Origin of the sequence: Paenibacillus plantarum (genome assembly GCF_013141695.1) — a bacterium.
In the GTDB taxonomy this organism is placed as follows: Bacteria; Bacillota; Bacilli; order Paenibacillales; family NBRC-103111; genus Paenibacillus_E; species Paenibacillus_E plantarum.
On sequence record NZ_WHNY01000027.1, the window covers coordinates 88,589 to 113,329 of the forward strand.

The 24,741-nt window shown below is 47.1% G+C and carries 31 protein-coding genes; 18 read left to right on the forward strand and 13 right to left on the reverse strand.

The genetic code is table 11. The features are described from left to right. Window positions 1–228: 228 nt before the first annotated feature. Window positions 229–948, forward strand: coding sequence for a hypothetical protein (locus tag GC096_RS09120; RefSeq protein WP_171629931.1), 720 nt, complete (start codon window positions 229–231; stop codon window positions 946–948). A gap of 81 nt (window positions 949–1,029) precedes the next feature. Here GC096_RS09120 and GC096_RS09125 read toward each other — a convergent pair whose 3' ends face one another. Continuing rightward, on the reverse strand, window positions 1,030–1,221 hold the full coding sequence (locus GC096_RS09125; protein ID WP_171629932.1) for a CDGSH iron-sulfur domain-containing protein: 192 nt from the start codon (window positions 1,219–1,221) through the stop codon (window positions 1,030–1,032). Window positions 1,222–1,488: 267 nt separating this feature from the next. Between GC096_RS09125 and GC096_RS09130 the strand changes: the two genes are divergently transcribed. After that, complete coding sequence (locus tag GC096_RS09130) at window positions 1,489–1,923, forward strand: YkvA family protein (protein WP_171629933.1); 435 nt, start codon at window positions 1,489–1,491, stop codon at window positions 1,921–1,923. A gap of 359 nt (window positions 1,924–2,282) precedes the next feature. Here GC096_RS09130 and GC096_RS09135 read toward each other — a convergent pair whose 3' ends face one another. Then, window positions 2,283–3,353 (reverse strand): branched-chain amino acid aminotransferase, encoded by a 1,071-nt coding sequence (locus tag GC096_RS09135; protein ID WP_171629934.1) that lies wholly within the window; start codon window positions 3,351–3,353, stop codon window positions 2,283–2,285. Between the two features lie 131 nt (window positions 3,354–3,484). Here GC096_RS09135 and GC096_RS09140 point away from each other — a divergent pair, with 131 nt between their 5' ends. Next, window positions 3,485–4,375 (forward strand): LysR family transcriptional regulator, encoded by an 891-nt coding sequence (locus tag GC096_RS09140; protein WP_171629935.1) that lies wholly within the window; start codon window positions 3,485–3,487, stop codon window positions 4,373–4,375. Between the two features lie 36 nt (window positions 4,376–4,411). Beyond that, on the forward strand, window positions 4,412–5,437 hold the full coding sequence (locus GC096_RS09145) for a TRM11 family SAM-dependent methyltransferase (protein WP_312886227.1): 1,026 nt from the start codon (window positions 4,412–4,414) through the stop codon (window positions 5,435–5,437). Window positions 5,438–5,443: 6 nt separating this feature from the next. On the opposite strand, the gene GC096_RS09150 is transcribed toward GC096_RS09145, so the two are convergent. The 5 genes from GC096_RS09150 to GC096_RS09170 form a co-directional block, all read right to left on the reverse strand. After that, entirely contained in the window at window positions 5,444–6,064 is a 621-nt protein-coding gene (locus tag GC096_RS09150; protein ID WP_171629970.1) for a DUF3298 and DUF4163 domain-containing protein, read from the reverse strand. 158 nt (window positions 6,065–6,222) lie between these two features. Further along, a complete protein-coding gene (locus GC096_RS09155; protein ID WP_171629936.1) occupies window positions 6,223–6,387 on the reverse strand; it encodes a hypothetical protein in 165 nt (54 codons plus the stop codon). Between the two features lie 128 nt (window positions 6,388–6,515). Beyond that, window positions 6,516–7,616: a Ger(x)C family spore germination protein gene (locus GC096_RS09160; RefSeq protein WP_171629937.1), complete on the reverse strand. Its 1,101-nt coding sequence runs from the start codon at window positions 7,614–7,616 to the stop codon at window positions 6,516–6,518. Continuing rightward, window positions 7,613–8,713 (reverse strand): GerAB/ArcD/ProY family transporter, encoded by a 1,101-nt coding sequence (locus GC096_RS09165; protein ID WP_171629938.1) that lies wholly within the window; start codon window positions 8,711–8,713, stop codon window positions 7,613–7,615. The genes GC096_RS09160 and GC096_RS09165 overlap by 4 nt, the downstream gene beginning before the upstream one ends. Further along, on the reverse strand, window positions 8,710–10,149 hold the full coding sequence (locus GC096_RS09170) for a spore germination protein (protein ID WP_312886228.1): 1,440 nt from the start codon (window positions 10,147–10,149) through the stop codon (window positions 8,710–8,712). Before GC096_RS09170 ends, GC096_RS09165 begins: the two co-directional genes overlap by 4 nt. A 201-nt stretch (window positions 10,150–10,350) precedes the next feature. Between GC096_RS09170 and GC096_RS09175 the strand changes: the two genes are divergently transcribed. Further along, window positions 10,351–10,920: a pyridoxamine 5'-phosphate oxidase family protein gene (locus tag GC096_RS09175; protein ID WP_171629939.1), complete on the forward strand. Its 570-nt coding sequence runs from the start codon at window positions 10,351–10,353 to the stop codon at window positions 10,918–10,920. Window positions 10,921–10,961: 41 nt separating this feature from the next. Then, window positions 10,962–11,204, forward strand: a complete 243-nt coding sequence (locus GC096_RS09180; protein ID WP_171629940.1) for a DUF2935 domain-containing protein — start codon at window positions 10,962–10,964, stop codon at window positions 11,202–11,204. Between the two features lie 10 nt (window positions 11,205–11,214). Here GC096_RS09180 and GC096_RS09185 read toward each other — a convergent pair whose 3' ends face one another. After that, a complete protein-coding gene (locus GC096_RS09185; RefSeq protein ID WP_171629941.1) occupies window positions 11,215–11,607 on the reverse strand; it encodes an acyl-CoA thioesterase in 393 nt (130 codons plus the stop codon). A 198-nt stretch (window positions 11,608–11,805) separates the two neighbouring features. Here GC096_RS09185 and fumC point away from each other — a divergent pair, with 198 nt between their 5' ends. Next, window positions 11,806–13,194 (forward strand): class II fumarate hydratase, encoded by a 1,389-nt coding sequence (gene fumC / locus GC096_RS09190; RefSeq protein ID WP_171629942.1) that lies wholly within the window; start codon window positions 11,806–11,808, stop codon window positions 13,192–13,194. A gap of 114 nt (window positions 13,195–13,308) precedes the next feature. Here the strand turns inward: fumC and GC096_RS09195 are convergent, their stop codons facing one another. Together GC096_RS09195 and GC096_RS09200 are read right to left on the reverse strand one after the other, a co-directional pair. Further along, window positions 13,309–13,725, reverse strand: a complete 417-nt coding sequence (locus GC096_RS09195) for a hypothetical protein (protein WP_171629943.1) — start codon at window positions 13,723–13,725, stop codon at window positions 13,309–13,311. Between the two features lie 44 nt (window positions 13,726–13,769). Next, complete coding sequence (locus GC096_RS09200) at window positions 13,770–14,114, reverse strand: YtxH domain-containing protein (RefSeq protein WP_171629944.1); 345 nt, start codon at window positions 14,112–14,114, stop codon at window positions 13,770–13,772. A 260-nt stretch (window positions 14,115–14,374) separates the two neighbouring features. Here GC096_RS09200 and GC096_RS09205 point away from each other — a divergent pair, with 260 nt between their 5' ends. The 3 genes from GC096_RS09205 to rsbW (GC096_RS09215) all read left to right on the forward strand — a co-directional run bounded on the left by GC096_RS09205 (window position 14,375) and on the right by rsbW (GC096_RS09215) (window position 16,363). After that, entirely contained in the window at window positions 14,375–15,511 is a 1,137-nt protein-coding gene (locus GC096_RS09205; RefSeq protein ID WP_171629945.1) for a SpoIIE family protein phosphatase, read from the forward strand. A 79-nt stretch (window positions 15,512–15,590) separates the two neighbouring features. Continuing rightward, entirely contained in the window at window positions 15,591–15,923 is a 333-nt protein-coding gene (locus GC096_RS09210) for an STAS domain-containing protein (protein WP_171629946.1), read from the forward strand. Continuing rightward, window positions 15,920–16,363 carry an anti-sigma B factor RsbW gene (gene rsbW / locus GC096_RS09215; RefSeq protein WP_171629947.1) on the forward strand — a complete coding sequence of 148 codons (444 nt, stop codon included), beginning with the start codon at window positions 15,920–15,922 and terminating at the stop codon, window positions 16,361–16,363. The genes GC096_RS09210 and rsbW (GC096_RS09215) overlap by 4 nt, the downstream gene beginning before the upstream one ends. Before the next feature lie 29 nt (window positions 16,364–16,392). On the opposite strand, the gene GC096_RS09220 is transcribed toward rsbW (GC096_RS09215), so the two are convergent. Next, a complete protein-coding gene (locus GC096_RS09220) occupies window positions 16,393–16,860 on the reverse strand; it encodes a Dps family protein (RefSeq protein WP_171629948.1) in 468 nt (155 codons plus the stop codon). Between the two features lie 168 nt (window positions 16,861–17,028). On the opposite strand from GC096_RS09220, the gene GC096_RS09225 reads away from it, so the two are divergent. From GC096_RS09225 to GC096_RS09260, 8 genes are all read left to right on the forward strand, one after another. After that, on the forward strand, window positions 17,029–17,487 hold the full coding sequence (locus GC096_RS09225) for a DUF948 domain-containing protein (RefSeq protein WP_171629949.1): 459 nt from the start codon (window positions 17,029–17,031) through the stop codon (window positions 17,485–17,487). 13 nt (window positions 17,488–17,500) lie between these two features. Then, a complete protein-coding gene (locus GC096_RS09230; RefSeq protein ID WP_312886230.1) occupies window positions 17,501–17,872 on the forward strand; it encodes an STAS domain-containing protein in 372 nt (123 codons plus the stop codon). Next, window positions 17,869–18,315 carry an anti-sigma B factor RsbW gene (gene rsbW / locus GC096_RS09235; protein ID WP_171629950.1) on the forward strand — a complete coding sequence of 149 codons (447 nt, stop codon included), beginning with the start codon at window positions 17,869–17,871 and terminating at the stop codon, window positions 18,313–18,315. Before GC096_RS09230 ends, rsbW (GC096_RS09235) begins: the two co-directional genes overlap by 4 nt. Continuing rightward, window positions 18,312–19,085, forward strand: a complete 774-nt coding sequence (locus GC096_RS09240) for a sigma-70 family RNA polymerase sigma factor (RefSeq protein ID WP_171629951.1) — start codon at window positions 18,312–18,314, stop codon at window positions 19,083–19,085. The genes rsbW (GC096_RS09235) and GC096_RS09240 overlap by 4 nt, the downstream gene beginning before the upstream one ends. 99 nt (window positions 19,086–19,184) lie before the next feature. Continuing rightward, complete coding sequence (locus tag GC096_RS09245) at window positions 19,185–21,962, forward strand: CHASE3 domain-containing protein (protein ID WP_171629952.1); 2,778 nt, start codon at window positions 19,185–19,187, stop codon at window positions 21,960–21,962. Next, window positions 21,959–22,825, forward strand: a complete 867-nt coding sequence (locus GC096_RS09250) for a CheR family methyltransferase (protein WP_246302656.1) — start codon at window positions 21,959–21,961, stop codon at window positions 22,823–22,825. The genes GC096_RS09245 and GC096_RS09250 overlap by 4 nt, the downstream gene beginning before the upstream one ends. 644 nt (window positions 22,826–23,469) lie before the next feature. Continuing rightward, window positions 23,470–23,634 (forward strand): DUF1328 domain-containing protein, encoded by a 165-nt coding sequence (locus tag GC096_RS09255; protein ID WP_171629953.1) that lies wholly within the window; start codon window positions 23,470–23,472, stop codon window positions 23,632–23,634. Window positions 23,635–23,711: 77 nt separating this feature from the next. After that, complete coding sequence (locus GC096_RS09260) at window positions 23,712–24,107, forward strand: YflT domain-containing protein (protein WP_171629954.1); 396 nt, start codon at window positions 23,712–23,714, stop codon at window positions 24,105–24,107. A gap of 78 nt (window positions 24,108–24,185) precedes the next feature. Here GC096_RS09260 and GC096_RS09265 read toward each other — a convergent pair whose 3' ends face one another. Together GC096_RS09265 and GC096_RS09270 are read right to left on the reverse strand one after the other, a co-directional pair. Further along, window positions 24,186–24,386 (reverse strand): cold-shock protein, encoded by a 201-nt coding sequence (locus tag GC096_RS09265; RefSeq protein ID WP_081787428.1) that lies wholly within the window; start codon window positions 24,384–24,386, stop codon window positions 24,186–24,188. Window positions 24,387–24,451: 65 nt separating this feature from the next. Then, window positions 24,452–24,652 carry a cold-shock protein gene (locus GC096_RS09270; protein ID WP_028555458.1) on the reverse strand — a complete coding sequence of 67 codons (201 nt, stop codon included), beginning with the start codon at window positions 24,650–24,652 and terminating at the stop codon, window positions 24,452–24,454. Window positions 24,653–24,741 lie beyond the last annotated feature (89 nt).

Here is a 24,741-nt window from a genome sequence, read left to right on the forward strand (position 1 = left end):
GCCTCGTTTCATGCTGTAAGATGTCGATTTCAACACCATACAGGATATGCTATACGTTGTATAGGGCTTTCTTTGGGTGGACTTGGGTAAAAGTTAGTTGAGGCGGTTTGGATGTGTGATGAGGATAAAATTGTAACAGTAACTTCCAGTTGATGGTAAAATGAGTGAGTGGTGTGTTCCGCTTATGCCGCCGATTATCATCGAACATCGAACGGAGGTAGATAGAACATGCTAAATCTAGTTCGGCGAATGCCCAGATACGCTTTGGTGACAGGAATGCTCGTTGTCGTGCTAATCCTAGCCTATTCCGCGATCTATGCGATAGAGAAACCGGGAGGTATAGCGGATTGGCGGCTGTCCAAAGCGACGGGGCAAACAGAGACGCTGCGTTTTCCACTCGAACGAACATCCCAGGAGGCCATACGACAATTTCGAGGATCTTTCATTGAGGATAAATATAAGATCATTCTTCGAGTGCCTATTCACCGAGGCGTTCTACAATTTAGCAAACGGCTGCAAGATAATAATGGGTCAGATTTGAAAGTGGAAATTGCAAAGAAGGTTTGGCTGGGGTGGAAGTGGGCTTCTGGCGGTGGGTACTCCTTTGGCGGAGATAAGATGGACGCATCATCGGAATCCGCACTATCCTATATGATGATGCCAATTCGTTTGGAGGAGCCTAAGGGTGACTTCCTTTTATTCGGAGAAATAGGAGATACGTCTATCACGCATATCGTTGTTAAGGGTAATGAAGCAGTTGCGAGGGAATATACGGCGGAAATTGCAAAAACGGACGAAGGTTATCTCGTTTGGTATATGATTTTAACTGCTTCCGTCAGAGTGCCATTCGACTTGCAAGCATACACCGATCAGAATGTGCTGCGAGCAAAACAGACGATAACTACTGAGCGAGAAAATGGTTCGATCGGGCGATCGTCTATACGCTAAATAAACAAAAGGGCTGTTCTTCAAGTATCAACTTGAGAACAGCCCTTTGCAGTGAAAAAGGTCGTGCACATGCTATGAAGGTTAGTCGCGAACCTGACTTTCAAAATGCCCTTTGTGAGCACCGTTGCAATAAGGTTTGTTCGAAGAGAGTCCGCAACGACACAGGTAAATCTGTTCTTTCGTTTCCATCGGATCTCCTTCGCCATCCATTAACGTAACGCCACTTACAAGCAAAGGACCATTATCAAGAACTTTAATTTCTGCCACAACCATACGCCTCCAATTTGTACCTAAATAGAAGTATGAGTTTTTGGTTCCCGCAATCATCTTTCTATTTGGCGATAATACCTCATCTAATACGCTCACAGCCTTGCTGGGACTAGGGTAGAGGTTTCTCACCATTGTTGCCAGATGCGATTAACTATAATCAATTAGAGGCATAACAATATCAGATGAACACAAACCGAGACTTCCTGCGTTAGATAGGTGTAGAATGGTGGTATATACAGGGTAAATGCCGATGAATGGAGTGATCGCGAAATGAATCCTTCCAAATATGAAAAATACTTCTCTATTGATGGCTTCTGGTCCAAGTTGAAAAAAGGTGCTAAGAAGGCAGGCAGTAAAGTGATTTATAGTGGATTGTTGCTTTTTTACGCATTGGATAGTCCGAAAACGCCGCTCCGCGCGAAGGTTCAAATCTACGGTGCGTTGGGATATCTCATCTTGCCGCTCGATCTCATACCAGATTTGCTGCCGATTGTGGGCTATGTGGATGATCTAAGTGCGCTAGGCTTCGCCCTGGCGGCCGTGTCGAAGAGCATTGATGACGATGTCAGGCGGAAAGCGAAGAGCAAGCTGAGAGATTTCCTTGGCGATGATGTCGTGAGCAGCAAAGATATTATCGATATTGATGGTCACGTGGTGGAGGAGCAGGGGAAAACGAAGGTCGATGACGTGCATGTGGAGAAGTAACGGGGTGGGAAATGGTTGATCGCTTCGTTTAACTGGAAAATCTACAGCTAATTTCACTGCGAACGGGTGAAAATCACGATTAGATGGAAAATACGTAGTTATTTTCCCCGAATCCGCCACTTTCGCTGAAAACGAGCAGAATTACCTACATAATTTCCAACTATTTTACAAAAGTCGTGGAATAGCGCGGATTTAACTGTACTATTTCCAGCTATTCGTCTGGTGGAGCAACTGTAAATGAAGCAGTTGAGGTGTTTGGGTAGCTAGGGGAGTCATTAAATAGCATGAGTAGTCAAATAACCGACGAATAGAACATTCGTCGGTTATTTGCTGCGCAGTTACTGCGCGACAATAGATTTTTAAACCTTTAACAACCAACCGAACGTGTCCGGCAGCTTACCACTTTGAATACCCGTGATCGTTGTATACAGTCGTTCCACAAGCTCGCCGATCTCTCCATGGTTCACGACCATCGGCGTTCCGTTCCACAGCAGGCTGCCAATTGGCGATACAACCGCTGCAGTGCCGGTGCCGAACGCCTCTTCCAGCGTCCCATCTGCATGAGCGCTGACGATGTCATCGATTGATATTTTCCGCTCAGATACAGGGATACCCCATGACTTCAGCAAGTGGATGATGCTTCCACGCGTGATGCCTTCCAGAATGCTGCCGCTAAGGCTAGGCGTGACGACTTCTCCGTTAATTTTGAAAAAGACATTCATACTGCCGACTTCTTCTAAATACTTCTTCTCGATCGCATCGAGCCATAGCACTTGGGCGCAGTTATGCTCTTTCGCCAGCATTTGTGCCTTCAAGCTCGCTGCGTAATTGCCAGCTACTTTGGCATTGCCTGTCCCGCCTTGCACGGATCGAGCATAATAGCTTTCTACCAGGATGTTAATCGGTTGCAGCCCCTCATCATAGTAAGCATCAACAGGCGACATAATGATGATAAAGGAATACTGCATAGATGGGCGTACGCCTAGAATCGCTTCCGTTGCAATAACGAAAGGGCGAATGTATAAGGAAGAGCCGTTCTTCTTCGGCACCCAAGCAGCATCAATACGAACTAGCTCCTGAATGGCACGGACAACGAATTCTTCATCGATTTGCGGGATGCTCAGGCGTTCACTAGAGCGGTTCAATCGCTTAGCATTTTGATCTGGCCGAAATAAAACAACGTCATCGTTCTCGGTGCGAAACGCCTTCATACCTTCGAAAACCGCTTGCCCATAGTGGAATACCATTGCCGCGGGATCATGTGAGATCGGACCGTAGGGAATGATGCGCGGATCATGCCAGCCTTGGCCTTCTTGGTAATCCATCATAAACATATGATTTGTAAAAAGTTTTCCAAACCCTAGATTTTCGTCTAAATTAGGCAGGGGTTTGCCCTTTAGATTTTGTTCGATGCGAATGCTACCGTACATATGTTGTGCCACCTTTCCCATTGAGGGTTCTCACAATCTTTTACCCTTAACTATAGAAAATTCACAATCATTGATCAATTGCGATTTATCAATTAATATCATAGTTAATAGCTATGATCGGGGGGCGTCAGGTGGATTATCGATTATTGGTGTATTTTTTGGCGGTGTGTGAGGAACTTCACTTCACCAAAGCCGCAGAGAAGCTGGGCATCAGCCAGCCTACACTTAGTCAACAGATCCGATTGCTGGAGGATCGGGTGGGCTCTCCACTTTTTCAGCGCATCGGCAAAAAGATTTATGTGACCGAAGCGGGCGAGATTTTGCGCAAGCATAGCCGGAATATTTTTCATGAGCTGGAGCAAGCGCAGATGGCGATGAATGAGCTCCAAGGCATGCAGCGGGGACGGTTGCGGATCGGCTGTTCAGGGAATCATTTGTTGACAGCGACGATCATGACGTTTCATGCCAAATATCCCAAAATCGAGCTATCGGTGATGGAGCTGGCAACGGAGGAAACGAAAGAAAAGCTGCTGAGCAATGAGCTGGATGTGGGTGTTGTTTTTTTGCCTGAGGAGGACGAGCAGCTGCGGTGTGTGCCGTTGTACCAAGAGAAGCTTCAACTTGTGGTGTCGGCTCAGCATGCATTTGCCCAAGATCAGGTGAGGGAGATCAGATTGGCGGAGTTGACCGAAATTCCGATTGCGATGCTGCAACAGAAGTTCTATGTTCGGCAAATGATGGATGATTGCTGTGCGCAAATTGGACTTGCTTGGAAGCCGATTGTAGAGCTGTCTACGCTGGAATCTTTGCTGCAAATGGCGAAAAATCATGTATGCGGAGCGATTCTACCTCAATCCTATGTGGAGGGCATGGGTAATCAGATGCGTGAGCAGAAGCTGTGCGCAATCCCGATCATTGATCCCATTCCTCAGAAGGAAGTGGGGATTGTGTATCGGAAGGATATGTTTTTGTGTAAAACGATGGATACGTTCGTAAAGCAGGTTATTCAGGAATTTGCTTAGTGTGCAGGAAAGAGTGAGGGTTTGGAGCAGATGCGTATGAAACATATGAGTGCAGAGCAAAAGAGTCTAGTGCAACAGAAATATAAGAGCATAGAGCAGAGCGGGAAATATGTGTATGTATTTGCCTGTCATGAAGATGAACAGGCGTTGTGTCAGCTCGAGCTGCGCACCTTGCTGGGCGCAGACGCAGTTATTGAAGCGCGCTACGCCGTCAGCGTGCGCAGGGTGGAGCCGAGTCGCAGCCCATTTCTGAAGCTGCGGATGGATGTTGCCTATGAGGCCGACAGCCTGCCGGAGTTGGCCTCGCAGTTAGAGACGTTGACCGTGCGCGGCGCAACGTTCAAGGTCGTGTTCGCGGAGACGGACACGGCGGTCAGCTATGACCGCCAGCGCAACGTAGAGCGCGAACTGGGGCTGGGGCTGCGCGGCAAGGCCGAGATGCGCAGGCCGGAGCAATATTTCGCCGTGACGGAGCTGGGAGGCCGATGGTTGTTCGGCGAGGGCAGCTACGGCGAAGCCGTGTGGCTTCAGCATCAGCAGAAGCCACAGAACTACTCCACCGCCCTAGGGACGCGCCTCGCGCGGGCGGTGGTGAACATCGCCGTGCCCGAGGTGGCGGGCACGCGGGTCATTGACCCGTGCTGCGGCATCGGCACGGTGCTGGTGGAGGCGATGTCGATGGGGATCGACATCGTGGGCTACGACATCAACCCGCTGGCCGTGCGCGGCGCGCGGGTGAATCTAGACCACTTCGGCATGCCGGATGTGGTCCAGGTCGCGGACATGCGGACGCTCGTTCCGACGCATCCTACAGCCCTGCCAGGCAGTCCAGAGCCCATCTACGATGCGCTGATTCTGGACATGCCGTACAATCTCTGCTCTGTCCTGCCTGAGGCAGAGAAGCTGGACATGCTGCAAACCGCCCGCCGGTTAGCGCGGCGCGCGGTTATTATTACAACCGAGCAGATCGACTCGCTTTTGATCAAAGCTGGTTTTCACATCGACTCGCGCTGCACGGTGAACAAAGGCAATTTCAGTCGGCAAATTATCGTCTGCGTCTAGTCTGTTCTAATACATCATTTTTCCGAGAGGGCCATCCTCTGCAATCATATCCTGCAGCGCATAGACGGAAATCGGGAAGTAGAGGAATCCATAGACATAAGCGGCTAGCTCATAGACTTGAAAATATACAACTAGCGATTTATCAGCGATATAGAAATCCTGATCAGGGCGAATGCTTGTAAAATCAACTAACAAAGGAATATCACGCAGCTTGATCTCAGCTGCAATGATGGCACTCAGCTTAGCAACGTAATCACTGCCAGGTTTGAATAATTCCTTGAGCGTGTAGCTTTTGCCAGTTTCCGTGCTGAAAGTTAACGAATTCTGGATCGTGAGTCCATGGGCTCCGCCTGAAAAAGCATAGTTCATCAGAGATAGGCTTAGCACGCGGCGCTCATTGGTTTTGATTTCATAATAAGCCGTCACATCAGTCGAGGGGTTTTGCGGAAATCCCTGATCATGCAGCTGCTTGTTGACGGCACCTACAATCGTTGTATTGATTTGATGTTGAACCAAAGGGTTCTTCATGTGAATAACAGCAGGGTACATCAGATCTAATTTGCTCTTTAGCACTTTAAAGGTTTGTATACTTACCGGTTGGTGTTCCAAGTCCAAGTCTTGGTCCATGTCTCTCACGTTTCATCATCCCTACGTTTTTGCTACACCATATTCGCTAGCTGGGCGTTTGGTTAATGATTCGAAACGATTTCACAGTATATAGAAAAAGAGCTCTCCCTTCATCACGATTGACGTGAGGGAAAGCTCTTTGGTGTAACTGTAGCGAATTATTCCTGTGAGGTGTTTTCCTCATCACTAGCATCGGATGTTGCACTTTGCAGCGCAGCTGACAATTCCTCAACCTGTTGCTGGGATTGGCTGTCTTCAGCACTCGCTTGTGCAGCATTAATCGCGTGACTGACTACGTCATCATTACTGTTCGTCGTTGACATGGTACGATCACCTCCTTCACGTTTTCGCCAGGAAACTGGCGTCTTAAGCATGAGCTAAGATTCAACCAACTAAGTATGCTTCGCTTGGAGGAAAAATATGCAAATATAACGAAAGTTTTTTGCAGGTGTTAGTCCAAAATCCCCGTGTTAAGAATCTTGACCTTCACTTTTGGTGTAATCGGGATCTTGGGATACTGCTCACGCCACCACTCCATGCCTATAAACAACTTGGGTTGATAGGCTGAAACCTCATGTCCAAGCTGTAGGTAATCGCAATTCGTTTTCTGCAAGGTTGCAATCACGTTAGACACCTTTGTCGTTATATCAGCTGCGATTTGCTTTTCGAGCTCTGCGAGTATGTCTTTCGTATGTTTTTTAGACTCATGTCCTGCTTCGATTAATTTAAGATCCAGGTTTAAGGAGATTTCAATGTCATGAAGACGTTTGTCCTTTTCGTTAATATGGAAATCTCGATGGGCGCTTTGCACCAGAGCTGAGTAATTCTTTCCTTCCAATTTACCTACGATCAGCTGGTTTTTGCCCGATGTGCCATCCAGCAGAATGGCAAACTGGGTATCCTCATCATTCAGATTGACGCCGGTATACTTCCCTTCTCGAAACAACGCGGTGCCAGCTAGACGAACCCCGTTCTCATAAGGCTCGAACCGATTAAGTGCGAAGTCATTATTGAACCTTGCTCCATCAAGTATAAAATGGACTAATTTGTGTGAAGGGATTTTGCCCTTCTCCTTATCCTCTTCTAATAAGCCTACGAGAAATTCCGATAAGGTCTGGTCTTTAATTTTCTTCTTATCCAGCAGCTTCGAAAGATCGCCGTCATATATCGCAAGATAGCCGTATAACGGATTGGCTATAAATTGGCTCGTAATATTCAGATAGTTTAGCGGCTGATCTTTGGCGAATCGGGTGCTTATGAGAAATAGCCTAGTTTCCAGTACTGAGAGGACGCCAGGAAATTCTTTATTTGTTTTACTCACGGCGTCATAGATGTTATCGCCTGTGGACTCCAAGAATATATTGTTCGGGTTGCCTCCCCCCTGATTAGCATTCTGAAGCGAGGAAATCACATAGCTGACCTTGAGTTGCTTGCTGTCACCCTCGTAGTCTACGCCGATCACATCGACAAAAAGCAACTTCTTCAGCTGTAACTGATCCCAGCATCCTGTCAGCAACAGGCAGATGAGAAGTGAAGCCATCACTCTCTTCATATCTCTTTCCTCCCCGCGCCACGCAGCCCGGAAATGATGAGCAGAACGACTGGTAGACCTACGATCAATGTGATGGACACGATATCCTGAATTGCACCAAACTGCAGAATATCGTTACGCTTCGTCATGAAGAAACCTCCAAGGAGACAAATGCCTATTATCGTCCAAACCCATACATGCTGCTTCCCCAAGCCTTGACTGCGTAAATGTACGAATGCTTTAGCGGCCATGAAGAAATACACATAGACCGTTGCCGATACAATGCATACATAAAAGATGAGGAACAAGATGTCAATGCTCTGCAAGATCTGGATTTGATAGTTTTTTAATATAAAAATGATGGGTTCTGGAATAAGTGTAAGCTGCTTTAAGTTGAACTTCATCGTGCAGATCAGGCAAACGGCAATATAAAACACACCCGTGGAGACATTCGCCACTGACATCCAAAGCATCAGTTTTTTCTTGCTTTGGGTCTGTACGTACGGATAGGCATAAAGGAGCAGATCATAACCTACATAAGCGCTAAATGCGGTGTAGACACCCTTCATAATCGGATACCAGCCGCCTTGCAAAACCGGCAGCAAGTTTCTCACTTCTAGACCGTAGATTCCACTTAATACGATTAGCAAAAAGCTGATGTAAGCGAAAACCATAAAGGTTTGCGATACATTCGCAAGCTGTCTCAACGTTGACGTAGCGGCATAACCGCACACAAGGAGAAGCATAAGAATGAGAACCCACCTAGGCGTGAGTTGAAACAGCCACCTTTTTAAAATGTCACTATAAAGTATGGTCAACAAGAGTCCGGAAAGGGTGTAATAGCATCCGAATATGAAGTTGATGCTTGCTCCAATCGGTTTACCCACAATAAGGGGGAGATAAGCATAAAAGTTACGCGTAGGGTATCGGCTGCCAAGCCACCAAAGCAACACGATGCCTACTTGCGCGGCAACTCCGGCAAGCAAAACCGCCAGCCACGTATCTTTGCCTGTAACTCCAGCTCCTACATGAGGCAGGGATAAGACTTCGGTTCCGAGTTGAACCATAACAACTAGCGAGATCAGTTGTCTTCCCGAGATCGTCTCTTCCTTTCTCAACGCTTCCAACTCCTTGGATTTCGTGTCCTTATTCGATTGCTCGCAACCGTACCTAGAGGACGCTTACGCAAGCTCCAAATCGGTGCCCGAAACAGCGTATCCTTCGTATCACGAAAGGAGAAGGGTGGCGTATAGTAAGGGAGTCCTAGTGTTGTCATTTGGCACAGATGGATACAAATCATCATGAAGAAGAAGGCGAGGCCAAATAAGCCGAACATGGAGGAAAGCAGGAGCGCAGGATAGCTTAACAGGCGAACCGCACTGCTCATCTCGTAAGAAGGCAGAACAAAGGAGGCGAGTCCCGTTAAAGCCGTTACGATAACGATTGTATTGGAAACCAAATTGGCCTGCACAACCACTGTTCCGATTACAATACCACCTACTACGCCGATCGTTTGACCGACGGGACTCGCTAGCCGAATGGTCGCTTCTCTTAAAATTTCAAGCATGAACATCATCGAGAGCGCCTCGAGAACCGGTGGGAACGTGGCGAATTTCAGTGAGCTCTGTAGCGTGTTGACGAAATTGATTGGCAGCAGTTGTGGATTAAAGGCACTGACCGCCACATAAACGGCAGGTAGGCCAATCGTAACAAAAAGGCAGCTAATGCGTAAAAGCCGATAAAAAGTGCCTATCAGCCAACTAACTTGGTAATCATCAGGACTTTGGAAGAAAGACCAGAACGTTACCGGTAGGATGATTGTATCTGGTGATCCTGCTGTTCCAATGACGATTTTCCCTTCCATTAAATAGGCACGTGCACGGTCTGGACGTTCCGTGATGAGCAGTTTTGGAAATAGGCTGAATTTCTTTTCCAGGACGAGCTCATCAATAAATCCTGGCGCCTCGACATAGTCAATGTCAATGCTTGTAAGCCTTCTGTCTAGTTCCTCTATGATCGCTGTTTGCGCAATTGACTTGATGTACATGACAGCAACCTTCGTCCGAGAGAGCCGACCAATCGTATAGGTTTTGACGACGAATTCCGTAGAATTAATAAGCTTGCGCATCAGATTGATATTGGTATCTAAATTTTCAATGAACGCCTCGTTCGCACCGCGTAAAACCCGTTCGTTAGTCGGGATATTGATGGAGCGCTCCTTCTTTAAATCCACCCCGAGCAGGTAAAGCTTGCTGTCTCCGCTTTGATAGAGTACGACCTTACCGTACAAAATGGCCTGAACCGATTCTTCCAAACTCTCAGATTCAGCATAGTCAAGAATCGACACTACCTCGCGGATCGAATCCTGAGGACGGAGAAGCAGAGGCTGTAGAATGAAGTCTTGAACGAGAGAGGAGTCGACCAACGTCTCGAAATAAAACAGTTTGAACACGTTTCCTCCAATGAGCAGCTGTTTCGATTGAAAGTCGCTTTGCTCGGAGAACAGTTGTTTAAAATAGGACTCTGCTGCTTCAATCGATGGATGTTGTCTCACGCGTTTTCCCTCCTTCATCATCAGTTCTCCTTACTTTAACCTGAGAATTCCAGAAATATGTAAAAGTTATATGAGAGGGTATAATCAATCATGGACATGGTTGTCTATAGGTAAAACCTATAGAATAGGAATAATTAATATATTTCACAAATAGAGTCGAGGGGCGCATAATAGAAGAAAATGGAAAGAGGTGAGTGCGGTATGGGGAAATCGTTTGAGGCACTGTTACCGGAGCATGAGACATTTATCGCCAAGCAACATATCTTCTTCGTTGGTTCAGCACCATTATCAGCGGATGGGCATGTCAATATTTCGCCGAAAGGGCACGATGTGCTGCGAATTCTATCGGTCAATCAAGTGGCTTATCTGGATTTAACAGGAAGTGGGAATGAAACCAGCGCACATCTAGTGGAAAATGGCCGGATCACCATCATGTTCATGGCTATCGAAGGTCCGCCTCAGATTATCAGGCTGTATGGCAAAGGCCGTGTGGTACTGTCTGGATCTGACGAATGGGATCGGTTAGCGCCGAAGTTCGAATTGCTGCCAGGGGCGCGGCAAATCATGGTCGTTGACATTCACGAGGTGAAGTCATCCTGCGGATTCAGCGTCCCTTTTTACACCTATGAGGGTGAGCGGAATACGCTGCAAAACTGGGCGGCGAAGCAAGGGGATGAAGGGTTGCACGCCTATTGGCAGAAGAAAAATATGACGAGCATGGACGGACTTGCGACACCGATCGGCCAAAAGTTATCCACAGGTGGTATGTGATTGCCTATGCAAATATGGCCAGTGGCTCCGCCGTGTGATGCATGCCGCCAGGTTTTCCAGCCGAGGCGCAGTTCGCTAAGGGAGTGCTCGGAACCGTGAAAGCCTTCTATGATTTTGTGCAGCGAATCATTGTGCAATACCGTGACGACCAGCTGCTATCGAAAGCAACGCTGCGATTTCTGGAACATCATTTTCCAGAGTCCTGTTATTTCATGCGGAAGCTGACTGTATGTATTCCGGATGCGTCGCCACTTGGGAGTTGCCCGCTAACGCGTCCTTGCTGAGGCAGGCCGATTAAGCAAAATACTTCCTTAATGACGCCGGGGCTTCCCGACTTTTGCGCGTTGTGCTGTCCATCGTCACGCTGGTCACAAGGGCATCTGCACACAGTTGACCTTGCTCATTGCGAATCTCTTGGTGCAGCACATAGCTGGTGTTGCCAATTTTTTCGGGGCGACAACTCACGGTCAGGTGCTCCCCTTGCTTGCACTCTTTTCGGTAATTAATGTTGATATTAACAGTCACCGTCTGAATACCGAGGGCACCGAAAGTCTCGTAAGATAGCTCACACGTCTCATACCACTCTTCACGTCCCCATTCGAGGTATTCCAAATATTTCGCATTATTTACATGTCCGTTTACATCAATTTCAGTCGAGCGAACGATGATCGCTAACTTCGTTTCCATAGAAGTGATCTCCTTTGTTTGAATGAGTAGTCTACCTATTATAGCTTTCTTGCTAGCGGGATAACCAGCGGTGACTCATAAGGTTCCAACATTTGGGGAAACTATGCGAGGTGTGTTTATATGTATCTAAGTGTGGGTAGTAGTGGGTACGGTACTAAGTAAATAGAAGTAGTATTGACAGGACCAAGGAGGGAAATTATGACGCAAGACTATCGTATAGAACGTGATACCATGGGGGAAATCAGAGTGCCTGTGGATAAGTTGTGGGGGGCACAGACGCAGCGCAGCTTCGAAAATTTTAAAATCGGTACGGAGCGAATGCTGCCACGCTTGATAAGTGCCTTCGCGCTGCTCAAAAAAGCAGCAGCTCACGTTAACCGCGACCTCGGCGGTTTGCCGCCGGAGAAAGCGGAGGCGATTTCGCAAGCGGCAGATGAAATCGTACAAGGCCGCTGGGACGACGAGTTCCCGCTTGTCGTCTGGCAGACGGGCAGCGGGACGCAGTCGAACATGAACGTCAACGAGGTGATCGCCCACCGCGGCAGCGAACTGCTCGGGGATGGCGCTTCGCGCATCCATCCCAATGATGATGTGAATCGTTCGCAAAGCTCGAACGATACGTTCCCGACCGCGATGCACGTTGCCGGTGTCATCGCGGTAGAGCAAGAGCTGTTGCCTGCGCTGGAGCTGATGCAGGCGACGCTGCACACCAAGATGTCGGCCTTCGCCGACATCGTCAAGATCGGCCGCACCCACCTGCAGGACGCGACCCCGCTGACGCTGGGTCAGGAGATCAGCGGGTGGTGGGCGATGCTGGATATGGCGGCGCGCATGGTGCGCAGCGCCGTGGATACGATGCGCGAGCTCGCGATCGGCGGCACTGCCGTCGGCACGGGGCTGAACGCGCATCCCGAATTCGGCGCCCGCGTCGCCGAAGCCCTGACTCGCGAGACGGGCACGCGCTTCGTCTCGGCGGAGAACAAGTATCATGCGCTGACCAGCCATGATCAGATCGTTTACGCCCACGGCGCGCTGAAGGCGCTCGCGGCGAACTTAATGAAGATAGCCAACGATGTTCGCTGGCTATCGAGCGGCCCCCGCTGCGGAATCGGTGAAATCACGATTCCGGAGAATGAGCCCGGCAGCTCGATTATGCCGGGCAAGGTCAACCCCACGCAGAGTGAAGCGATGACGATGGTCGTGTGCCAGGTGATGGGCAACGATGCGGCCATCGGCTTCGCCGCTAGCCAAGGCAATTTCGAGCTGAACGTGTTCAAGCCCGTGATCATACACAACTTCCTGCAGTCTGTGCGACTGCTGGCCGACAGCATGCGCTCGTTCAATGACCATTGCCTCGCGGGCATGGAACCGAATCGCGCGGTGATTCAGCGCAATCTCGAGCAATCGCTTATGCTGGTCACGGCGCTCAACCCGTATATCGGGTATGAGAAGGCAGCCAGCATTGCAAAGCAAGCGCATAAGGAAGGGCTGACGCTGAAGGAGTCAGCGGTACGCAGTGGCTACTTGACGGCGGAGCAATTCGACAGCTACGTGAAGCCAGCGGATATGGTGCATCCGAAGGCATAAGGCTGGAACATAGGGAAGAGGGTATCCCAAAGCCACGTATGTGGCGGGATACCCTCTTTTTAATCGAATGGAGCTCCTAATCAGACAAGCGTGCAGTCTCTCCACCTCTCCAACCTATTTCTGCATCGGATCAGGAACCATATCGTTCTCAATGAGCTCGCTATTGGTTTTCATATGCTTCATTTCGTTCCCGAGTTTCTTCATCTCATCCATATCCTGAGCCATAGAGCCATTGTTGGCTTCTTCAATGGATTTACCGGTCGATCCGTTACAGATCTGCTCAAGTTCAATTAATTTATCCAGCGCGGCTCGGCGAACTTGAAGGGGAACGAATTGGTTGTCTGCAAAATCAGCCTCATGGAAATGCACGGATGTATTCCCAAGCTCTGAGGTTATCGTGGTTAACGTCAGCGGATAGGCCGCTGAGGTGGCATCGTTATAGATATCAATGCGGTACACGGACTTTTCGACGTATTCCATACGTTCAAGTCCAAGGTCAGTTAATTGTTGATGCAAGGTATGTTTGTCCATCGGAAAGCACTCCTTTATTGGGGATGACCCCTGTACAACTCGTGTTAATTATTTTGAAAGGTTGTTTTCGCTGCCTGGATCGAGTCTGTGACACGATGCTGACTTTCTTTAGCTGTATCGACAAGGTTCTCTGTTTTTTCTTTGGCTGTATCGACAATGTCCTCTGTTTTTTGGCTAACGGTTTCCGCAAGGTTTTTTGAGTTTTCGCATACAGTAGAGGCGATCTCTTTCGTTTTATCCTGCCAAATTTGATAGGTGCTCCAGAGGTCTTTGCGCAGCTTCGACCCCGCTTTAGGGGCAATTAACAATGAGGTGATCGCGCCGACAGCACCACCAATCACTAGACCTAACAATAATCCACCTTTGTTCGTCTCGACAGCTTCACTCATACGTCATCTCTCCTTTAGTTTGGGGTTGGTGTTGTTACACGTCCATACTGGGATGTACCCGTTTAGAAGGAGATTGAAACAGGTGAAGGTACAAATGTTACCCTGCAATGTTTATTTATATCTTGATTAGTGGGGATATTTGGCTAATATAGACAAAATTCTTCATTACCTGATTGAATTGTTTGCGATAGGGTTATAGAGTATATGATAGATTATACCTATGGGACTCTGTTCCTATTTACCCGAAAGGGGTTAGTGCGATGAGTATTGCCATTGTGGATGATAATAAGACGAATTTATTAATTATTGAAAAAATTTTGGAGAAAGCCGGCTACACGGATTTAATTACGCTATCATCGGCAAGAGAGCTCTATCACTTGCTTGGTATGGATACGCCCGATCAGGAGGAAGTAACGGTTGATCTGATCCTTATGGATATGATGATGCCGGAAATCGATGGGGTAGAAGCCTGTCGAACGGTACAAGCCGATGAGCGGTTAAGGGATATTCCGATCATTTTCGTAACGGCGATGGGAGATTCCAATAAGTTGGCGGAGGCATTGGATGCAGGAGCGCTCGATTATGTGATGAAACCGATTAACAAGGTGGAGCTTCTGGCGCGGATTCGTTCAACTCTTCGCTTGAAACAGGAGAAGGATTGGCATAAAGAGCGAGATAAGCGGATTAAGTATGAGCTTGATTTGGCGAAACAAGTCCAGCTTAGTGTACTTAGTCATCCGCTGAAGAATGAGCACATCGAGATTTCAGCTGTGTATAAGCCGTCGTCGGAGCTGGCGGGAGACTTTTATGCATGGTACCCGATTGGGCCAAATCGGTATGGCATTATTTTGCTCGATATGATGGGGCACGGTATCTCTTCATCCTTAGTATGTATGTACATTTACTCGGCATTGAAGGATACGATCATGGGGAAAGGCGACCCTGAGCTGGTGATGCAGGAGCTTAATCGGCGAATGAATCAGCTCCATGTCACGGATAGTCTTATTAATTATTACTTTACCGCGATCTATCTGGTCCTTGATACCGAGCAGCGTACCATTGAATATGTGAATGCAGGCCATCCAACAGGCGTTGCTGTGCTCGATGGCGAAGTGCAGCTGCTCTCTGAAGGGTGCTGTGCAATTGGCTTTTTTGAAGGAATTGAGATTACCAAAGGGTACGCGACCTACGAGAAACAAGCTCGGATTGTCTTATATACGGATGGGTTGACGGAATGGATTGCAGATGAGGAGCATGATGGTATGGCTCAAATCAAGGGCAGCCTCCTGGATATGATGGGGCACGATCCAGAAGGACTAGTCGAAAGGCTTACTCCTACAACGATGAGCGGCCCTTCGCAGGATGACATGTGCTTAGTCATGATCACTGCCTCCTAGCTTGCACAATTCAATGAAACTTGAATACTAGCAGTGGTCTTGGTACGATTTAGACAATAATGACTAGGGAGTGTGGCTTATGTCCTCAGAAAGATTTCAAATTGATCTTGAAGAATCGGAGAAGTCAATACAGCTCATGATGCGTGGGGAGCTTGATTTGGCAGCAGCACAGGCCTTTCGCCAGGCACTTGAGGCCGTCATTCATCGTGAAGATAAGGCATTAATTCTCAATTTGAAGCATTTAGGCTATATCGATAGTACGGGGATTGGCATTGTGGTATCTACCTTGAAAATTCGCGATGAAATCAAAGCGCCGTTCGCCGTTCATGATATTCCGCCAGGGATAAGGAAGTTGTTTGATTTGACGGGGATTACTGGATTTCTGAATGAAGGGATCGAAGGCTGCGTATGAAGGTCATTCGCTTACATATTCCAGCAGCAGCGGAGCATTTGGAGATCGTAAGACTTAGCTTGTATGGTGTAGCAACGAAACTGGGCTTCTCGTATGAAGACATTGAAGATATGAAGGTAGCTGTATCTGAAGCTTGTAATAATGCCATTTTACATGCGAATCCTGAAGACGGCAGCGGTCACATCGACATTAGCTATGAACTTAGTGATGATGCACTCCGGGTGAAAGTGAAGGATAATGGTACTGGTTATGAGGCGGCTAGCGAAAGTCGGCAAACGGGTCCTTTCACGGGGACGATGCCGAGTGAGCTTACCACCGGTGGTCTGGGTATTTATCTGATGGAAGCGTTAATGGATGAAGTCTTGGTCGACACAACGGGTGGCACTGAGGTTACTTTAGTTAAATATGTTCACAGCAAAAACCACGGAATGACGGAGTAACCGCCAAACCGTGGTTTTTCTTTCCAATCCTATTTGCCGAGATAGGCGGCCAGCATCCAACTGTGTTTCTCCAAGGAGGAGCGGATGGTAATGAGCATATCGGCTGTAGGCTGATCCTTTTGGTCTTCGGCCAGCTGGATCCCCTCGGTCAATTCGGAGCCTAACATAGTGAAATCATCAACGAGCTGTTCCACCATGAGATTAGCATCACTTTCCGTCTTCTTAGCTTCTTTAATTGAAGCCATTTGCAGATGTTCTTTCAGAGTGGCAGTCGGGATCGCACGTAGAGAAAGCATTCTCTCTGCTATCGTGTCCAAATGGAGTGTGGTTTCCGTGTACAATTCCTCGAATTTGATATGTAGGGTGAAGAAATTCTCACCTTTCACATACCAGTGATAATTATGCAGCTTCATATAGAGTACTGAGAAGTTGGCGACCTGTTTATCGAGCATGTCTGTTAGCGGGCTAGCCTTCGTTATCGTAGTCGTATTCACCATGATCATTCCTCCACTTAATTGATTTATTTGTGTCTACAAGAAATAAGTACCCTTACGAGGGCGGAGTGAAACAGTTAAATTAAGATGAACTTATTTGTGCTTCGTGTGTTTCAATTATTTCTAACTTGGGTAACTACGTAATAACAAGGCACAATAGGAGGGATTCCCATGTTGCTTCAAATAAGTGTATGTGTTGTAGCAGTTGCGTTTGTGTTTCTGGTTTTTTATTTGATCCAAACCTTGAAATCCTTGAAGCATTCCCTTGATGAGATAACCTCAACAATGGGACAGATGAAAAATGAAGTGACGGAGATCAGTTCTGATGTGAAGGATGTCATTCTCAATACGAATGAGGTTGCGATCGATATGCGAATGAAACTTTCCACACTTAATCATCTTTTTGGAACGGTGCAGGATGTTGGTCAAGTACTTCATGAGCTATCTTCTTCCGTTAAACAATCCGCTTCAGCCCTGATTGCTTCTGTCAAGCCAACTGAAACTTCTGGGAAAACATCTCCGCTGAATGGGAAGTTGAAGGCTATTCTGCAAGGAGCGACCATGACGCTCGAGATTTGGGATAAAATCAAAGTGAAGAAGTCATCACCGCAAGCCGGTACGATGAAATAGGAGGGGTCATCACGTGAACGCTATACGTAAATTTATGTTTTATAAACAGTCGGATGGGAAAGAAAATAGGATATATCTCAGTGGGGAGCTTGATCTCTCTGCAGCGTCTTCGCTAGCGAATGTGCTGGACTCAGTGGTTAGAAAAGAAGATGAGGCACTCGTCCTCGATTTAAAGGAGTTAAAATATATAGACAGCACGGGAATCGGGCTCATCGTCTCCGCGATTAAAGTAAGGGCTGCTATGCACGCAGCGTTCCAGATCGACCATATTCCAGCTAAAGTAAGACGATTATTCGATATCACTGGCGTTTCCAGTTACTTGCATAACAATGGCAGCTTAAGAGAAAATCAACGTGTAACTGAAAGGAAAGAAGAAATCATATGAGCCCATACATTGGCCTGTCCATACCTGCACAAGCGGAATATTTGGATATTGTTCGACTCACGTTATACGGCGTAGCAACCAAAGCCGGTTTCTCCTTTGAAGATATTGAAGATATGAAAGTTGCTGTCGCGGAAGCTTGCAACAATGCCATTCTTCATGCTTATGCAGAGGGGGAGCCAGGCATCGTAGAGATTCAATTTGAGCCTAGTGAGGGCTATATGAAAATAACGGTGAAGGATGAAGGCGATAGCTTTCATTATGTTCAAACAGCTCCCGAAGAATTAACGCTGCACCACAAATCGATTCAAGAAGCTTCGGTCGGGGGACTTGGTCTCTTTCTAATGCAGGCTTTAATGGACGATGTGCAGGTGTTTGCTCGCGGAGGCCAAGGAACGAAGGTCATTCTGACCAAGCAGGTGTATAGAAAAGAGGAGATTGTATGAATGCGAAGGGAACTGTCTCTTCCTCCGACTCTTTATATGATATCTACGAAAAGAAGAAGATTTATAAGGAAACCGGTTGTCAAGAGGCAGCTACCGCATTGCTCTTACACTATGAACCGATCGTTCGAATGGCAGTAGCCAAAATGTCGCGAAGTCGCCCTGACCTCTATGAAGACCTCTTTCAAGTTGGTCAGATGTCGATGCTCAGGTTGTTTACGCAGTATGACCATGCGATGGAAGTGCCATTTGAAGGCTATGCGATGAAAAGCCTCATCGGTCATCTCAAAAATTATTTGCGTGACAAATCCTGGTACATACAAGTTCCGAGACGTATTAAGGAAAAGGGAGCGCAGATGGGGCGTGCGTTGGACGAACTGACGGCTAAGCTGGAGCGCTCGCCGAATGTGGAGGAAATAGCAGCATATCTAGAGCTGAGTTCTGAAGAAACCATGGAAATCTTAGCCGGCCGCGATTATTATCACTACACATCCCTCGATACCCCGCTCACAAGTGAGGGGGATGGGGCCACGATTGGGGATATGATTGCAGGTACCTCTGATGATTATCAAGCCATAGAGCATCGTATGGACCTTGCTGAAGCTATGGATTGTTTGAAAGAAGATGAACGTATCGTCATTGGGATGATCTACCAAGAGGGGCAGTCCCAGCGACATATTGCAGATCAGCTAGGCATCTCTCAGATGAGTGTATCTCGCATTCAGAAGAGGGCGATGATGAAATTAAAAACAGCCTTAACATCGAATGTATAAAGGTTAGCTACCTGCTAGGGGACGAAAATGTGGTATAGTAGGTTAGTATAATGTTATTTTATTACATTTTCTACCAACTGTACCAGGAGGCACTTTCCTATGTTTACTTCCCTTCTTAAAATTAAGCCCAAGATTATGCTTGGTTATGTATTCATTCTTATTTGCCTTGGTCTAGCACTCTTGGTCGTAAGTAGTCGCGTGACCGATCTGCAGAAAGAAGTTAGCTATGTTTCTTCGCATGATATGGACGTACACGATCAGGTGCATAGTTTACTGAAAAACATACTTGATATGGAAACAGGCATGCGTGGCTATGTGATTACAGGAAATGAACAGTATCTTGACTCTTATTATGAAGGCAGTCGCAACTGGCAGGTGACGTATGATCATATTCATCAACTTATCAGTGATAACCCCTCCCAAGTGCAAAGCCTGGATGCGATCGAAGAGACCATTAAGAGTTGGTTGAAAACTAGCGGAGAGTACGTTATTCGTATGAAAAAAGATAACAATACGGCTGCTATCAATGAATTCTTTAAGCAGAATACAGGCAAAAAAACGATGGATCAGCTGCGGACGCAATTGGATACCTTCCTCGTCACAGAGAAAGTGCTTACTTCCACAAGAGTCGAGCAAATCTCCAAAAGCAACTATAATCTTAAAGTTGTTCTTTTTACTATTTTAGGCCTTATTTCGATTATTGCTATAGTTGTGGCTTTGATTCTATCGAATTCGATAACAAACACGATCAAACAAGTTACACGGAAAATACGTGATATCACGGTCATGGAGGGCAATCTGGCCTCACGGATTGAAGTGAGGACGAATGATGAGATCCGTGAGCTGGCCGAAGCCACGAACGAGCTATTGGCGAGTTTGGAGAAAACGAGCTGGATTCAATCCAGTATTACCGAGGTGTCCACCCTGTATCAAGGTATACGTGATATAACTGTGCTGAGTGAGGCTTTTATTCAGAAGCTTGCTCCCCTGTTAGAGGCCAGTTATGGCGTTGTCTACCTGAAACAGTATGAGGGGGGGCAGCTTTCTTATGTCAAAATTGCAGGATACGCCGCTTATGGACAAAATCATGCGAGTACAAGCTTTCTATCAGGTGAAGGCTTGGTTGGACAGTGCGCGGTCGACAAGCGAATCTTCCTCATGGATAACCTGCCGGATAATCATGTGAAAATAACGTCAGGTCTCGGAATTTCAACGCCGCGCAGCTTATTAGTCGCACCAATTCTTGTGGATGGAAGAACAGAGGCTGTTATTGAATTAGCTTCCCTACATCAATTTGAGTCGAAGCATCTGACGTTGATTGATTCTCTGCAAGAGAAATTCGGGACCGCGATTACGAGTGTGCGCAGCCGTATGGAAGTGGAGCGTCTCCTCTCCGAGTCGCAAATGCTGACGGAGGAGCTGCAAGCTCAATCAGAGGAGCTTCAGACGCAGTCGGAAGAGCTGCAGATGCAACAAGAGCAGCTGCGGATGACGAATGAGTTTCTAGAGGAGCAGAACCAGTTTGCCGAGCAGAAAGCGACGGAGCTCGAGAAGGCCAAAGACGAACTCGAAGAGTATTCCTTGCAATTAAAGACAAGTTCACAGTACAAGTCCGACTTCTTGGCTAATATGTCCCATGAATTACGAACACCGCTGAATAGCATCATGATTCTTTCGCAAATGCTAGCAGAGAGCAACGGAGACATGCAAATGTCCGAAGTTGTGGAGTATTCGCGTGTGGTGAATGCAGCGGGTCATGATTTGCTGTCGCTCATTGATGATATTCTGGATTTATCCAAGGTCGAAGCTGGGAAAATTGAGATTATGCAGGACGAAGTTAATGTGACGGAGTTACCGCAGTCTATGGAGCTTATGTTCGCACCGGTAGCCGCTAAGAAAGAGCTTGATTTCCAAGTTATTCTTGAGCCCGATGTGCCGTCCGTCATCGTGACCGATGGTCAACGACTGCAGCAAATTCTGAAGAACCTGCTGTCGAATGCATTTAAATTTACCGAAACGGGTTCCGTTTCCATGCGAATAGCGCTTGCAGAATCGGCACGGATTAAAGAACTTTTCAACCGAGATCCTGAGGGGACGATTCTTGCGATCTCGATTAAGGATACGGGTATTGGGATTCCCATCGATAAGCAGCATATTATTTTCGAGGCGTTCCAACAAGTGGATGGTACAACCAATCGTCAGTATGGCGGGACTGGACTAGGATTATCCATTTGCCGCGAGTTTACGCGATTGCTTGGAGGGACGATCGTTGTGAAGAGTGAGCTGCAGGTTGGCTCAACGTTCACCCTCTATATTCCCGATGGCAAGGAAGCCCTGAGTCACCCTGGTAGTTCTTACGCACAAGATCAGATCGCCGCTTCGAGTGAGCAAGAGAATTCGTATAGGGGAGGATCTTCTTATTCGAAGAGCTTCTTTAGCGAAGAAGGGCTATCCCTAGACGAGCCTATCCACACGGATGCGCAGCTGTTCGAAGGAAAGACAGTGCTGCTTGTTGATGATGACGCCCGTAACGTATTCGCGCTCGTCAGCGCATTGGAAGTAAAGGGAATAACGGTCGTTGTCGCCGAGAATGGCAAGGAAGCAATCGATCTTTTAACGGTGAAGCCAGATTACGATTTGGTATTAATGGACATCATGATGCCAGTTATGGGTGGTTACGACGCCATGAAGGAGATACGGGAAGGTCTGGAGTTGCGCCATTTACCGATCATTGCATTGACAGCGAAGGCGATGAAGAGCGAGAAAGAGAAGTGTCTCGAAGCGGGAGCATCGGACTACATTACGAAGCCGCTGCAGATGGAACAACTTTTCTCGCTGATGCGAGTGTGGCTTACGAAGCAGGTGAAGCAGCATTGACAATTGAACCTCAGGATGGATGGAACGAGCTCCAAGAGCCGCCTGACGATGAGCGGGAAAATATTGAGATTAATCTGCTCCTAGAGGGCTTATATCAAATGTACGGATTCGACTTCCGACATTATGTGCGCTCCTCTTTACGCAGACGTATTCTGAATCGAATGAAAATGGAAAAGCTGCGAACGATAACAGCGCTTCTGGAAAAAGTACTGCATGAGCCGCAATTCGTAGATAAACTGCTAAGCGACATGTCGATTCGCGTGACGGAGATGTTCCGTGATCCGAGCTTCTTCAATGCTTTTCGCACCCAAGTCGTGCCGGAGCTACGGGATTATCCGGAGATTCGTATCTGGCACGCAGGTTGCGCTACAGGCGAAGAAGCCTATGCAATGGCGATTCTCATGCAAGAAGAGGGCTTAGCAGAGAAGACGCGAATCTATGCCACTGACATGAATGAGCAAGCCATTGTGTCGGCGCAAAGAGGCGCTTTCCCGCTGAAGCAGATGCAGCTGTATACGACGAATTATTTGGAATCTGGCGGCACCAAAGCGTTCTCGGAGTATTACTCGGCGGATCATCAGTATGCCTATTTTAAACCGCAGCTGAAAGAAAACATGATGTTTGCCCAGCACAACCTGGTGACAGACGGCTCTTTTAATGAGTTCCATGTGATACTTTGCCGGAATGTGATGATCTACTTCGATCCGAAACTGCAGCAGCAGGTGCACAGTTTGTTTTACAGCAGCTTAACCCCGCAAGGTTACTTGGGTCTCGGGAAGAAAGAGTATATTCTCCACGTACCTGAAGGTGTGGACTATGATGATTTTGTGCCACATGAGCGAATATACCGTAAGAAATCATAGCTGTGTTATCGAAGAGGTGTCCCCAAGGCCATGTATGTGGATGGCGGGGGCGCCTTTTTTCTTTTCGCTGATGAGAGCGGGGGGGATAACTGGAAAAAATACAGCTATTTATGCGAGATTCTCTCGGAAATTCGATTTAACTGTAAAACATGTAGGTAAAACGGCCTCTTTTGATCAGATTGGGTAAAATGGGTGAAAGTAACTACAGGTTTTCCATCTATTCAGCGTTTGATCAGAAAATCTCATGATTTAACTGTAGTAAATCCATCTATTCATCTGGAACATAGGAGAGTTAACTGACCTTTCAGTACTCCATACTCAAACTGCTATATTTACCTCTACTATTACCTCTACTATTACCTCTACTATTACCTCTACTATTACCTCTACTATTACCTCTACCTCTACCTCTCACCCTAACCCCACTCACAACCAGCTTTTCACACATCAGGTCTTATTCAATGACGAGTAAGCTTTGCTTACGCTCTGGGCCACACACACATGAATAACGTACACGTTCTTAATTGATGGCATAGTCGTTTTTGATCAAGTTCGTTTAAGGCCTGTTTCAACCTTAGCTGGTGTGGGTAATAGAAAGCATAGCAAGATGAACACTATCGAAAAGGAAGAGAGAGGTGTTGGGTATGCTAGGATGGGCTATGACGTTTCTGGTAATTGCGCTAGTTGCAGGTGTTTTTGGATTCTTTGGGATTGTCTCAACAGCAGTAGGTATCGCCAAAATTTTGTTCTTCGTCTTCCTTATTATGTTCGTAGTATCGCTGATTTTCGGAAGACGTCAACGCTTCTAGCGAGCATGTGACCTGAGCAACGAACTCAAGGTAACACGGATACACCCTATAAAACCCATTGACGAGGAGGAATTACCATGAGTACGACGTATACCAGAGTAAGTGTGACATCCAGTCTTGAGGATACGCAGAACAAAGTACAGCAACTGCATAACGAAGGCTTTAAAAAGGATCATATTTATGTTCTGACACACAGTGCTGAAGGTACTAATTACGTCGCGGAGTATGCGGGTGCAGAGCAGATTTCGATGGCCGAAGAAGGATTGTTCACGTCGATTGCCAATCTGTTCCGATCACGTGGCGAGGAGCTGAGAGCGAAGATCCTGGCGCTCGGCGTGCCAGAAGCGGAGACGGACAGACTCATAACGGAGCTGGAGTGGGGGAAAATTCTCGTATTAGCTACCCCTCATATGAGTGAGGAAGATACCTTGATGATGTATCAAGGCGAAGCATTTCAGCGAACTATCATATAAGTGGATTACTATATAATAGTCCTATATCGAGAAAAAGCCCTTGTCTCCATTGGAGACAGGGGCTTTTGGGTGCCGGATTCATCGCCTGCTGCTTGTGTTCGATAAGGTTGGGAGCATCTTTAAATCCTTGACCATGGATGAATTGCAAATCGGACATGCGGGACTATCCGCGAATGAAAAGTTATCTCTCATCCAGCAAGAGCACTGATCAGTGCTGCAGGTCCAGATGCTGGTTTGTTCCTCCGGTACTGGTTCCAATGATTTTTTTGAAAAGTACAATCGAACTCCTCCTTGTCATAATTGACTCTGACGCGCAAGCAGTTAAAGCAATATGTGATGAAGGACTACAGCTTGACTACATTTTCAGCTTGCGGTCCGCGGTTACCTTGAACAACTTCGAATTGCACACGTTGGCCTTCATCCAAGCTTTTAAAACCTTCCCCTGTAATGGCGCTGAAATGAACGAATACGTCATTGCCGCCTTCCATTTCGATAAATCCAAATCCTTTTTCTGCGTTAAACCATTTTACTGTACCTGTTTCCATGTGTTCATAAACCTCCAAAGATAATTTGTGCCTGCGCTTCTCATTCGCGGAAGTGATTCCTGCCAGAGAGCTTGTTAATCATTAACGCA

Excerpts from the sequence above, each read along its gene's own strand:
- GC096_RS09120 (WP_171629931.1), top strand. The coding sequence starts at position 229 with ATGCTAAATCTAGTTCGGCGAATGCCCAGATACGCTTTGGTGACAGGA.
- GC096_RS09155 (WP_171629936.1), bottom strand. The coding sequence starts at position 6,387 with ATGTCAACGACGAACAGTAATGATGACGTAGTCAGTCACGCGATTAAT.
- GC096_RS09180 (WP_171629940.1), top strand. The coding sequence starts at position 10,962 with ATGCCGCCAGGTTTTCCAGCCGAGGCGCAGTTCGCTAAGGGAGTGCTC.
- GC096_RS09255 (WP_171629953.1), top strand. The coding sequence starts at position 23,470 with ATGCTAGGATGGGCTATGACGTTTCTGGTAATTGCGCTAGTTGCAGGT.
- GC096_RS09125 (WP_171629932.1), bottom strand. The coding sequence starts at position 1,221 with ATGGTTGTGGCAGAAATTAAAGTTCTTGATAATGGTCCTTTGCTTGTA.
- GC096_RS09135 (WP_171629934.1), bottom strand. The coding sequence starts at position 3,353 with ATGTACGGTAGCATTCGCATCGAACAAAATCTAAAGGGCAAACCCCTG.
- GC096_RS09130 (WP_171629933.1), top strand. The coding sequence starts at position 1,489 with ATGAATCCTTCCAAATATGAAAAATACTTCTCTATTGATGGCTTCTGG.
- GC096_RS09220 (WP_171629948.1), bottom strand. The coding sequence starts at position 16,860 with ATGGTGAATACGACTACGATAACGAAGGCTAGCCCGCTAACAGACATG.
- GC096_RS09225 (WP_171629949.1), top strand. The coding sequence starts at position 17,029 with ATGTTGCTTCAAATAAGTGTATGTGTTGTAGCAGTTGCGTTTGTGTTT.
- rsbW (WP_171629947.1), top strand. The coding sequence starts at position 15,920 with ATGAAGGTCATTCGCTTACATATTCCAGCAGCAGCGGAGCATTTGGAG.
- GC096_RS09260 (WP_171629954.1), top strand. The coding sequence starts at position 23,712 with ATGAGTACGACGTATACCAGAGTAAGTGTGACATCCAGTCTTGAGGAT.
- rsbW (WP_171629950.1), top strand. The coding sequence starts at position 17,869 with ATGAGCCCATACATTGGCCTGTCCATACCTGCACAAGCGGAATATTTG.
- GC096_RS09240 (WP_171629951.1), top strand. The coding sequence starts at position 18,312 with ATGAATGCGAAGGGAACTGTCTCTTCCTCCGACTCTTTATATGATATC.
- GC096_RS09185 (WP_171629941.1), bottom strand. The coding sequence starts at position 11,607 with ATGGAAACGAAGTTAGCGATCATCGTTCGCTCGACTGAAATTGATGTA.
- fumC (WP_171629942.1), top strand. The coding sequence starts at position 11,806 with ATGACGCAAGACTATCGTATAGAACGTGATACCATGGGGGAAATCAGA.
- GC096_RS09245 (WP_171629952.1), top strand. The coding sequence starts at position 19,185 with ATGTTTACTTCCCTTCTTAAAATTAAGCCCAAGATTATGCTTGGTTAT.
- GC096_RS09270 (WP_028555458.1), bottom strand. The coding sequence starts at position 24,652 with ATGGAAACAGGTACAGTAAAATGGTTTAACGCAGAAAAAGGATTTGGA.
- GC096_RS09195 (WP_171629943.1), bottom strand. The coding sequence starts at position 13,725 with ATGGACAAACATACCTTGCATCAACAATTAACTGACCTTGGACTTGAA.
- GC096_RS09210 (WP_171629946.1), top strand. The coding sequence starts at position 15,591 with ATGTCCTCAGAAAGATTTCAAATTGATCTTGAAGAATCGGAGAAGTCA.
- GC096_RS09200 (WP_171629944.1), bottom strand. The coding sequence starts at position 14,114 with ATGAGTGAAGCTGTCGAGACGAACAAAGGTGGATTATTGTTAGGTCTA.
- GC096_RS09160 (WP_171629937.1), bottom strand. The coding sequence starts at position 7,616 with ATGAAGAGAGTGATGGCTTCACTTCTCATCTGCCTGTTGCTGACAGGA.
- GC096_RS09145 (WP_312886227.1), top strand. The coding sequence starts at position 4,412 with ATGAAACATATGAGTGCAGAGCAAAAGAGTCTAGTGCAACAGAAATAT.
- GC096_RS09205 (WP_171629945.1), top strand. The coding sequence starts at position 14,375 with ATGAGTATTGCCATTGTGGATGATAATAAGACGAATTTATTAATTATT.
- GC096_RS09175 (WP_171629939.1), top strand. The coding sequence starts at position 10,351 with ATGGGGAAATCGTTTGAGGCACTGTTACCGGAGCATGAGACATTTATC.
- GC096_RS09150 (WP_171629970.1), bottom strand. The coding sequence starts at position 6,064 with ATGGACCAAGACTTGGACTTGGAACACCAACCGGTAAGTATACAAACC.